Genomic DNA, 12,888 nt, shown 5'->3' on the forward strand with positions numbered 1-12,888 from the left:
GGTGGGCCTGTTCAGCGGCCTCCCCTCCCTTCACCTGACTACAAAACCTGTCCTCCAGGACAATATCCGCCATACGGCCCGGTCTATAGGATTACGCCATCTAAAACCGGAGCTAAAAAATGGCCTTCTCCACTCCCGCCGTAGTCACGCAAGTCGTCGGTCGCGCCTGGATACGCAACAGCGACGGCTCGCTGACCGAACTGCATGCCGGCAGCCGGATTCCGCCCGATACCGAAATCGTGACCGCGTCAGGCGCCACCGTCGCCCTGCAGACGGAAGGCGGGATGCCGTTGACCATCGGCGAGAACCGCGACGTGGCCTTCAATGCCGACATGGCGGGCCAGCCGGTCGACCGTTCCGAAGCCGCCGTGGCCGCGCCCACCGGTACCGATTCCGACCGCCTGCTGGCGGCCCTGCAGAATGGCCAAGACCCGTTCGACAACCTGGACCCCACCGCGGCCCTGGTGGCTGGCGGTGGCGATGCCGGCGGCAGCAGCTTCGTGCGCCTGGCCCGTGTCGTCGAGTCGACCTCCCCGCTGGACCTGGCCTACCCGGGTGCCGGCACGCCGTCCATCAATCTGCTGACGCCGGCCGGCCTTGCCACCAATACCAACGCACCGGCCAATGACGCGCCCGTCGCCGGCAACGACACGAACACGACGACCGAAAAGTCCTTCGTGACCGGCAACATCCTGACCAACGACGCCGATCCCAATGGCGACGCGGTCTTCATCCAATCCGTGGCCGGCAACCCCATGGCCACCGGCGGAGTCACCGTGGCCGGTTCCACCGGCGGCACCTTCACCGTCTTCCCCAACGGCACGTACATCTTCAATCCGGGTGAGGCGTACCACAACCTGGGCGCGGGCCAGTCGACGACCAGCAGCATCACCTACACGGTGTCCGATCCCTTCGGCAATACGTCCACGGCCACGGTGACCGTGACCGTGAACGGCTTGAACGATGCACCCACCGCCACCACGGTCGACAACATCAACGGCACCGACGCGCAGCAGAACGTCAATGTGAGCGTGGCCGGCCACTTCGCCGACGTGGACAACGGCGACAAGCTGACCTATACGGCCAACGGCCTGCCCCCCGGCCTGACGATCGACCCGAACACCGGCGTGATCACCGGCAACATCGACCACTCCGCGTCGCAAGGCGGCAACAACGGCGTGTACCAGGTCACCATTACGGCGACCGATACCAGCGGCGCCACGGTCACCGAAACCTTCAACTGGAACGTCACCAATCCCGCTCCCGTTGCCGTCAATGATGCCGGCACGACAAGCGAGGACACCGCGGTGTCGGGCAACGTGCTGACCGGCAACGCCCAGGGCGTGGGCCGCGACAGCGACCCGGATGGCGATACGCTGACGGTCGTGCATGCTGGCGATCGCGACGTCACGGCACAGGGCGTGGAGGTGGCCGGATCCGCCGGCGGGACCTTCACCATCCGTGCGGATGGCTCGTATTCGTTCAATCCGGGCGAGGACTTCCAGAGCCTGGCGGCCGGCGAGACCAAGACGACGACCGTTACATACACGATTTCCGACGGCGAAGGCGGCACGTCCACGGCGACGTTGACGCTCACGGTCACCGGCACCAACGATGTGCCCGTCATCACCCCGGGCGAAGGCGGCCCCGACGCCAACCACGTCAAGGAAGACCAGGTCCTGACGGCCGAAGGCAAGCTGGACATCGTCGATGCCGACCACGACCAGTCCTTCTTCCAGGCACAGAACGGTACGGCCGGCCAGCATGGCACCTTCTCCATCGATGCCGATGGCCACTGGACGTACAACCTGACGAACGACGATCCGCAGGTGCAGCAGCTGGCCGTGGGCGAGCACTTGACCGAAACATTCACGGTGAAGGCGGCCGACGGCACCGAGACGGCCGTGACGATCACCATCGACGGCACGAACGACGTCCCGACCATCAGCGGTCCCGGCACGGCTGCCGCCACCGAAGATGTGGAACAGACGGTTTCCGGCCAATTGACGGTGGCCGACGTCGATACCAGCGATACGCACGCGTGGTCGGTGTCCGGCGAGCCCAAGGGCCAATACGGCACCATCAGCGTGGACCAGACCGGCAAGTGGACGTACACCATCGACCAGCAGGCCACGCAGGCGCTGGCCAAGGACCAGCAGGTCCAGGAAACGTTCCACATCCTGGTCGATGACGGCCATGGCGGCACGGCCGTCCAGGACGTCACGATCACGATCACCGGCACGAACGACGTTCCGGAAGTCAGCAGCGGCGCCAACGCCGTGACGGAAGACCAGAACGTCAGCGACGACGGCCAACTGGTTGCGAGCGGCCAGCTGACGATCGCCGATGCGGACGCCGGTGAAAGCAATTTCCGTCCGGGCGCCACGTTCGACCACAGCACGGGCAACGGCAACGCGGCCCTGGGCACGCTGGAATTCAATGCCGACGGTTCGTACACCTACAAGGTGGACAACAGCAACGCGGTGGTGCAGGGCCTGCGCAGCGGCGAAAGCATCGTCGAGACCTACACGGTGACCAGCCAGGACGGCACGGCCACCAGCACGATCACGATCACGATCAACGGTACCGACGACGTACCGGTGATCACCCCGCATTCGCCGGACAGCGACAAGGGCGAGGTGAAGGAAGACACGACGCTGGCGACCAGCGGCAAGCTGGACATCGTCGACGCCGACCATGACCAGTCGTTCTTCCAGGCGCAGGACAATACGGTTACCCAGCACGGCACGTTCAGCATCGATGCGAATGGCAACTGGACGTACAACCTGAACAACAGCGATCCGAAGGTCCAGGAACTGGGCGTGGGCGAGAGCCTGACGGAGACGATCACGGTGGTGACGGCCGACGGCACGACGACCGAAGTGGTCGTGACGATCGACGGAACGAACGATGTGCCGCAGATCAGCGGCGAAGCCACGGGCGCGATCAAGGAAGACGTGGCGCCGTCTGTGTCGGGCCAGCTGGCCGTGTCGGACGTGGACGTGAACGACGCGCATACCTGGTCGGTACAGGGCAACCCGAAGGGCCAGTACGGCACGCTGACGGTGGATCAAACCGGCAAGTGGACGTACACCGTGGACGGCAAGGCCGTTCAGGCGCTGGCCGAAGGCCAGGAGAAGGTCGAGACTTTCCAAGTCCTGGTCAACGACGGTCATGGCGGCACGGACGTGCAGACCGTGACGGTGACCGTGACGGGCACCAACGATGCGCCGGTGGTTACCGGCTCGGCCCACGGCACGGTGTATGAAGACTTCCTGCCGGTGACCGGCGGTGACCTGGATATCAAGGACGCCGACGCGGGTCAGGCGCACTTCCAGTCGGAGAAGGTGACCGGCGAGCACGGCACTTTCGCGATTGCTTCCAACGGTACGTGGGGCTACCTGCTGAACAACAGCGACCCGGCGGTCCAGGCCCTGGGCGTGGGCGAGAAGCTGACTGAGACCTTCACGGTGAAGACGGCGGACGGCACGCCGACGACGGTGACGGTCACCATCGTGGGCACCAACGATTTCCCGCACATCAGCGGCCAGAGCACGGGCGCGATCAAGGAAGACGCGGCGACGACGGTCAGCGGCCAGCTGAACGTCAGCGACGTGGATGCGCACGATACCCACAGCTGGTCCATCGTCGGCAGCAACAAGGGCGATTACGGCACGCTCGCCATCGACCAGACCGGAAAGTGGACGTTCACCGCCAACCAGAACGTGCAGTCGCTGGGTGAAGGCGATACGGTGCAGCAGAAGTTCCTGGTGCAGGTCAACGACGGCCACGGCGGCTTCGACCTGCGGACCGTGACGGTGACGCTGACGGGCACCAACGACGTGCCGGTCATCACGCCGCATGACCCGGGCAACCCGCAAGACCCGGCCAGCGCCAGCGATCATGGCACGGTGGTGGAGGATGCCACCCCCGATACGACCGGCGGCAAGCTCGACATCAAGGACCCGGATGCCGGCGAAAGCAAGTTCACGCCGCAGAACAACCATGCGGGCGAGCACGGCACGTTCTCCATCGACCAGAACGGCAACTGGACCTATCACCTGAACAACGGCGATAACGCTGTCCAGCAGTTGGGTGCCGGCCAGACCCTGACCGAGCAGTTCACGGTGACGTCGGCCGATGGCTCGGCCTCGCACCAAGTGACGGTGACGATCATCGGCACCAACGACGTGCCAGTTCTTAGCAGCGGCGCGAATGCCGTGACGGAAGACCAGAACATCAGCAACGACGGCCAACTGGTTGCCAGTGGCCAGCTGACGATTGCCGATGTGGATACGGGCGAAAGCAATTTCCGCCCGGGCGCCACGTTCGACCACAGCACGGGCAACGGCAACGCGGCCCTGGGTACGCTGGAGTTCAATGCCGACGGCTCGTACACCTACAAGGTGGACAACAGCAACGCGGTGGTGCAGAGCCTGCGCAGCGGCGAGAGCATCGTCGAGACCTACACGGTGACCAGCCAGGACGGCACGGCCACCAGCACGATCACGATCACGATCAACGGTACCGACGACGTACCGGTGATCACCCCGCATTCGCCGGACAGCGACAAGGGCGAGGTGAAGGAAGACACGACGCTGGCGACCAGCGGCAAGCTGGACATCGTCGACGCCGACCATGATCAGTCGTTCTTCCAGGCGCAGGACAATACGGTTACCCAGCACGGCACGTTCAGCATCGATGCGAACGGCAACTGGACGTACAACCTGAACAACAGCGATCCGAAGGTCCAGGAACTTGGCGTGGGCGAGAGCCTGACGGAGACGGTCACTGTCGTGGCGGCCGACGGTACGACGACCGAAGTGGTCATCACGATCGACGGCACCAACGACGTGCCGCAGATTAGCGGCGAAGCCACGGGCGCGATCAAGGAAGACGTGGCGCCGTCTGTGTCGGGCCAGCTGGCCGTGTCGGACGTGGACGCGAACGACGCGCATACCTGGTCGGTGCAGGGCAACCCGAAGGGCCAGTACGGCACGCTGACGGTGGACCAGACCGGCAAGTGGACATACACCGTGGACGGCAAGGCCGTGCAGGCGCTTGCCGAAGGCCAGGAAAAGACCGAGACCTTCGCCGTCCTGGTGGACGACGGCCATGGCGGCCAGGCCGTGCAGACCGTGACGGTGACCGTGACGGGCACCAACGACATCCCCGTGGTCACGGGCGACGATGCCGGAACGGTCAAGGAGGATTCGTTCTTCCTGGTGACCGGTGGCGACCTGAGCATCAAGGATGCGGATGCGGGCCAGTCGTACTTCCAGCCCAACGTCATCGCGACGCCGCACGGCACTTTCATCGTTGGCTCCAATGGCGGCTGGCTCTACACGCTGAATAACAGCAACCCCGAGGTCCAGGCGCTGGGCGCCGGCGAAAAGCTGGTCGAAAGCTTTACCGTGAAGACGGCGGACGGCACGCCTGAAACGGTGACGATCACCATCCTGGGCACCAACGATGCGCCGCATATCAACGGCGAGAGCACCGGCGCGATCAAGGAAGATGTATCGACGACCGTGAGCGGTCAGTTGAACGTCACTGACGTCGACGCGCACGACACCCACAGTTGGTCCATCTCGGGCAGCAACAAGGGCGATTACGGCACGCTCAGTATCGACCAGACCGGCAAGTGGACCTTCACGGCGAACCAGAACGTACAGGGGCTGGCCGAAGGCGTGACGGTACAGGACAAGTTCTTCGTCCAGGTCAGCGACGGCCATGGCGGCTTCGACCTGCAGCAGGTGGTCGTGAACATTACCGGCACCAACGATGCGGCGGTGATCACCCCGCATCACCCCGGCGACGACCGCGGTACGGTGCAGGAAGACCGCGTGCAGACGGTCTCGGGCAACCTGGATGTCAAGGACGCGGACGCGGGCCAGAGCACGTTCCAGACCCAGAGCAAGACGCCGGGCGAATACGGCAACTTCTCCGTCAATTCGCAGGGCACCTGGACCTACCAGCTCAACAACAGTAACTCCCACGTGCAGGAGCTGGGCCAGGGCGAACACCTGACCGAAACGTTCACGGTCAAGAGCGCCGATGGCACTTCCGCAACCGTAACGATCACGATCGACGGCACCAACGACAATCCGGTGATCGGCGGCGTGCACAACGGTGCGGTGACCGAGGGCGGCGCGCCCGCCGTGGTGGGCCAGCTCACCGTGTCGGACGTGGATGTAAACGACACCCATACCTGGACGGTGGTCAACGGTTCCAAGGGTGACTACGGCACGATCAGCGTGGACGGCACCGGCAAGTGGACCTACACGGTCGACCAGCAGGCCGTACAGGCCCTGAAGGAAGGGCAGAAGCAGACCGACACGTTCACCATCAAGGTGGACGACGGCCACGGTGGTACGGACACGCAAACCATCACGGTTACCCTTACCGGTACCAACGACGTGCCGGTGATCAGCACCGGTGCAAGTTCGGTGACGGAAGACCAGAACGTCAACCATGACGGCAACCTGGTGACGACGGGTCAACTGACGATCACCGACGCGGATACGGGCGAGAGCCACTTCCAGTCGGGCGCACACTTTGACGGCAGCACGGGCAACGGCAACGCGCCGCTGGGCCAGCTGGTGTTCAACGCCGACGGTTCGTACACCTACACGGTGGCCAACGACAACGCGGTGGTGCAGGGCCTGAAGACGGGCGAGAGCATCGTCGAAACGTACACGGTGACCAGCCAGGACGGTTCGCAGACCAGCACGATCACGATCACCATCAACGGTACCGACGACGGCGCGACGATCACGCCGCACGATCCGGGCATGCCGGGCCAGCCGGAGACGGCCAGCGACCACGGCACGGTGGTGGAAGACGCGACGCCGAACACGACCGGTGGCAAACTGGACATCCAGGATGCCGACGCGGGCCAGAACAAGTTCGTGGTGCAGACCAACCACAACGGCGACCACGGCACGTTCTCGATCGACGAGAACGGCAACTGGACGTACAAGCTGAACAACGCCGACCCGGCGGTGCAGGAACTGGGTGCCGGCCAGACGATGACCGAGACGTTCACGGTGTCCTCGGCCGACGGCAGTGCCACGCACGAAGTGACGGTGACCATCGTCGGCACGAACGACGTGCCGGTAGTGAGCAGCGGCACGGGCGCGGTGACCGAAGACCAGAACGTGGGCAACGACGGCCAGTTGAGCACCAGCGGCCAACTGACCATCACCGACACGGATACGGGCGAGAGCCACTTCCAGTCGGGCGCGCACTTTGACGGCAGCACGGGCAACGGCAACGCGCCGCTGGGCCAGCTGGTGTTCAACGCCGACGGTTCGTACACCTACACGGTGGCCAACGACAACGCGGTGGTGCAAGGCCTGAAGACGGGCGAGAGCATTGTCGAAACGTACACGGTGACCAGCCAGGACGGTTCGCAGACCAGCACGATCACGATCACCATCAACGGCACGGACGATGGCGCGACGATCACGCCGCACGATCCGGGCATGCCGGGCCAGCCGGAGACGGCCAGCGATCACGGCACGGTGGTGGAAGACGCGACGCCGGACACGACCGGCGGCAAGCTGGACATCCAGGATGCCGACGCGGGCCAGAACAAGTTCGTGGTGCAGACCAACCACAACGGCGACCACGGCACGTTCTCGATCGACGAGAACGGCAACTGGACGTACAAGCTGAACAACGCCGACCCGGCGGTGCAGGAACTGGGTGCCGGCCAGACGATGACCGAGAAGTTCACGGTGTCCTCGGCCGACGGCAGTGCCACGCACGAAGTGACGGTGACCATCGTCGGCACGAACGACGTGCCGGTAGTGAGCAGCGGCACGGGCGCGGTGACCGAAGACCAGAACGTGGGCAACGACGGCCAGTTGAGCACCAGCGGCCAACTGACCATCACCGACACGGATACGGGCGAAAGCCACTTCCAGTCGGGCGCACACTTTGACGGCAGCACGGGCAACGGCAACGCGCCGCTGGGCCAGCTGGTGTTCAATGCCGATGGCTCCTACACCTACACGGTCGCCAACGACAACGCGGTGGTGCAAGGCCTGAAGACGGACGAGAGCATCGTCGAAACGTACACGGTGACCAGCCAGGACGGTTCGCAGACCAGCACGATCACGATCACCATCAACGGCACGGACGATGGCGCGACGATCACGCCGCACGATCCGGGTATGCCGGGCCAGCCGGAGACGGCCAGCGACCACGGCACGGTGGTGGAAGACGCGACGCCGGACACGACCGGCGGCAAGCTGGACATCCAGGATGCCGACGCGGGCCAGAACAAGTTCGTGGCGCAGACCAACCACAACGGCGACCACGGCACGTTCTCGATCGACGAGAACGGCAACTGGACGTACAAGCTGAACAACGGTGATCCCGCGGTGCAGGCCCTGGGCGCCGGCCAGACGATGACCGAGCAGTTCACGGTGTCCTCGGCCGACGGCAGCGCCACGCACCAGGTGACGGTGACCATCGTCGGCACGAACGACGTGCCGGTAGTGAGCAGCGGCACGGGCGCGGTGACCGAAGACCAGAACGTGGGCAACGACGGCCAGTTGAGCACCAGCGGCCAACTGACCATCACCGACACGGATACGGGCGAGAGCCACTTCCAGTCGGGCGCGCACTTTGACGGCAGCACGGGCAACGGCAACGCGCCGCTGGGCCAGCTGGTGTTCAACGCCGACGGTTCGTACACCTACACGGTGGCCAACGACAACGCGGTGGTGCAAGGCCTGAAGACGGGCGAGAGCATTGTCGAAACGTACACGGTGACCAGCCAGGACGGTTCGCAGACCAGCACGATCACGATCACCATCAACGGCACGGACGATGGCGCGACGATCACGCCGCACGATCCGGGCATGCCGGGCCAGCCGGAGACGGCCAGCGATCACGGCACGGTGGTGGAAGACGCGACGCCGGACACGACCGGCGGCAAGCTGGACATCCAGGATGCCGACGCGGGCCAGAACAAGTTCGTGGTGCAGACCAACCACAACGGCGACCACGGCACGTTCTCGATCGACGAGAACGGCAACTGGACGTACAAGCTGAACAACGGTGATCCCGCGGTGCAGGCCCTGGGCGCTGGCCAGACGATGACCGAGCAGTTCACGGTGTCCTCGGCCGACGGCAGCGCCACGCACCAGGTGACGGTGACCATCGTCGGCACGAACGACGTGCCGGTGGTGAGCAGCGGCACGGGCGCGGTGACCGAAGACCAGAACGTCGGCAACGACGGCAACCTGGTGACTTCGGGTCAGCTGACCATCGCCGATGTGGATGCGGACCAAAGCCACTTCCAGGCCGGCGCCCACTTCGATGGCAGCACGGGTAACGGCAACGCGCCGCTGGGCCAGCTGGTGTTCAACGCCGACGGTTCGTACACCTACACGGTGGCCAACAGCAACGCCGTGGTGCAGGGGCTCAACGCCGGCGAAAGCATCGTCGAGACGTACACGGTGACCAGCCAGGACGGTTCGAAGACCAGCACGATCACGATCACCATCAACGGTACGGATGACAGCGCGACGATCACGCCGCATAGCCCGGGCAGCGATGCGGGTACGGTGTTCGAAGACGCCGTCCCCAACACCATCGGCGGCAAGCTGGACGTGGTGGACCCGAATCCGGGCGAATCGCAGTTCCACGTGCAGCTGGGCACGCCTGGCACGCACGGTGCCTTCTCCATCGACGCCAATGGCAACTGGACATACGCCCTGAACAACAGCGATGCCGCTGTGCAAGGGCTGAGCCAGGGTGAGACCATGACCGAGCAGTTCAAGGTCAAGTCGCTGGATGGCAGCGGCGAGCACACCGTGACGGTCACGATCGTCGGTACGAACGATGTTCCGGTCATCAGCGGCACGGCAACGGGTGCGGTGAAGGAAGACGTGGACACCTCGGTCTCCGGCCAATTGACGGTCGCGGACAAGGACTACCACGACGGCCACACCTGGACCATCGATACGCCCGCCAAGGGCGCCTACGGCACCCTGACCCTGGACAACACCGGCAAGTGGACCTACACGGTCGACCAGCAGGCGACGCAGGCCCTGGCCAAGGATGAGCAGAAGACCGACACCTTCACGGTGAAGGTGGACGATGGCCACGGCGGCATCGATACGCACACGGTCGTCATCACGGTCACCGGCACCAACGACGTCCCGGTCATCACGGTGGGCCAGGGCAATTCCGACCACGGCACGGTCTACGAAGACGGCGCCGCCTTGACCGGATCCCTGTCCATTAAGGACGCCGACGCCGGGGAAAGCAGCTTCCAGGCCAACACGATCCACGATCAGTACGGCACCTTCACGGTCGACGCCAGCGGCAACTGGACCTACACGCTGGACAACACCAATCCGGCGGTGCAGGCCCTGTCCAGCAGCGACAGCCTGGGTACCCGCACTTTCACCGTGGTTTCGGCCGACGGGACCGCGACGCACAATGTGCAGGTCACCATCACTGGCACGAACGACGCGCCGGTCGCGGCGGACAACTCCGCCACGGTGGGCGTGGGCGGCAGCCACGTCTTCACGACCAGCGAGTTCAACTTCGCGGACAGCCATGGCGAGCACAACACGCTGCAGGACGTCATCATCACCCGCACTCCGGACAGCGGCACGCTGAGCTTCAACGGCGTGGCGGTGACGGCCGGCCAGGTGATCTCCGCCAGCGACATCGCCGCCGGCAAGCTGGTCTACACCCCGGGTGCCGACGGCAAGGACACGTCCTTCGGCTTCAAGGTGCAGGACAACGGCGGCACGGCGCACGGCGGTCAGGACACGTCGACGGAGCACAACTTCGGCCTGGTGACCAACAACCTGATCGAAGGCGACAACACCAGCACGGGCGACACCAACAACCACGGCGGCACGACCCCGCCGCTGAACGGCGGTTCGGGCGACGACATCATCCTGGGCGATACGGGCGGCACGGTCACCACGACCACGCCGGGCCAGAACTACAACATCGCGCTGATCGTCGACCACTCGGGCAGTATGGACACCGACCTGGGCACGGAAACGCGCATGGAGCTGGTCAAGGACGCCCTGACGCAGTTCGTCAAGCAGCTGGCCGGCCACGACGGCATCGTCAACGTTACGCTGATCGGGTTCGGCAGCACCGCCGATAACCCCATCACCGTGCAGAACCTGAACCTGAGCGATGTCGACCAGGCGACGGATACGTTGATGAAGGCCATCAACAACCTGTCCGCGTCCGGTTCGACCAACTACGAGGATGCCTTCGATTCCGCGGTGGACTGGTTCAACGCCCAGGCGGGGTCCGGCAAGGGAACGGCGAACGGTTACGACAACCTGAGCTTCTTCCTGACCGACGGTGACCCGACCGTGTACAACGGCGGCGGTGGCAGTTCGGCCACCAGCGCGACGGTGATGCAGCACTCCATCGACGCCTTCGCGGCCCTGTCCGCGATGAGCACGGTGCACGGCATCGGTATCGGCGACGGTGTGAACGAGAACTACCTGAAGTTCTTCGACAACACCGACACCACGGGAACGGGCCAGATCGACTTCGGCAACGGTTCGACCAACCTTAGCTCATCGCGATCCTACGACCTGGACAACGATGCCAACTGGACGCGCGACCAGAACGGCGGCGGCACCATCCAGGAAGGCACCGGCACGTCGATGCTGATTTCCGATGTATACGGTACGAAGGCCGGCACCGCACAGTCGACCAAGTATGCGACGGACAGCACGATCAGCGTGTCCAGCGGCCACACCGCCCACTTCGAGTTCGACCTGGCCACCACGTCGGGCTTCAAGTCCGGCGACACGGTGACGTGGCACCTGCAGCAGTTGGTCAGCGGCAATTGGACCGACGTGCAATCCGGTACCAGCACGGGCCATGTCACCACCCATGATTTCGGCGCCGGCCAATATCGCCTGGACATCGAGGTCAAGGACAACACCAGTGGCACCGGTGATGCGACCGTCAGCGTGGACAACATCACGCTAGTCGACCACCAGTACGTCAGTGGCCCGACCGGCGAAGTGGACATCGTGCTGCAGCCCGGCGACCTGAGCACGGCCTTGACCGGCGGCGGATCGCATTCCGATCCCAACCCGGTGGGTGCCGATACGATCAACGGCGGTGATGGCAACGACATCATCTTCGGCGATACGATCGACACCGATGCGCTGAACTCGACGCAGCATCCGGCCGGTACGCACAACGGCCAGGGTCTGCAGGGCCTGCTGGACAACCTGACCGATACGCTGGGCCACGCGCCTACGTCGAGCGACGTCTACAACTACGTCAGCCAGCATAGCGATACGCTGAACGTGGGCGGCGACACGCGCGGCGGGAACGATACGATCCACGGCGGCAACGGCAACGACATCATCTACGGCCAGGGCGGCAACGACACCCTGTACGGCGATGCGGGCAACGATACCCTGGTGGGCGGCGCGGGCAACGACACGTTGTACGGCGGCGACGGCAGCGACACCTTCAAGTGGTCGCTGCACGACGGCGGCACGACGGCCAGCCCCGCGGTGGATACCATCATGGATTTCGACAACCGTGCCGCCTCGGCCGGCGGTGATGTCCTGGACCTGCATGAGTTGCTGAACAACCCGGCCGACGGCGACCTGTCCAAGTACCTGCACTTCTCCAAGAGCGGTACCGACACGGTCATCAACGTCAGCACCACGGGCGGCGCCGCGCAACAGGCCTTCGACCAGAAGATCGTGTTGCACGGCGTGGATCTGACCAACGGTGGCAACCTGCAGAACGACCAGGCCATCATCAACGATCTGATCCAGAAGGGTAAGCTGCATGGCCATAGCTAATCCCTAGCCTGCCGTCGCCGGACCGCCCTCGAAAGCGGGCGGTCCGGGTTGGCTT

At 64.7% G+C, this 12,888-nt stretch carries 1 protein-coding gene; it reads left to right on the top strand.

Annotated features, from left to right (window positions below; genetic code table 11):
* Positions 1-119: 119 nt before the first annotated feature.
* Positions 120-12,833, top strand: a complete 12,714-nt coding sequence (locus AKI39_RS25500; RefSeq protein ID WP_066635152.1) for a retention module-containing protein — start codon at positions 120-122, stop codon at positions 12,831-12,833.
* Positions 12,834-12,888: the final 55 nt, after the last annotated feature.

Origin of the sequence: Bordetella sp. H567 (assembly GCF_001704295.1) — a bacterium.
Taxonomy (GTDB): domain Bacteria; phylum Pseudomonadota; class Gammaproteobacteria; order Burkholderiales; family Burkholderiaceae_B; genus Bordetella_C.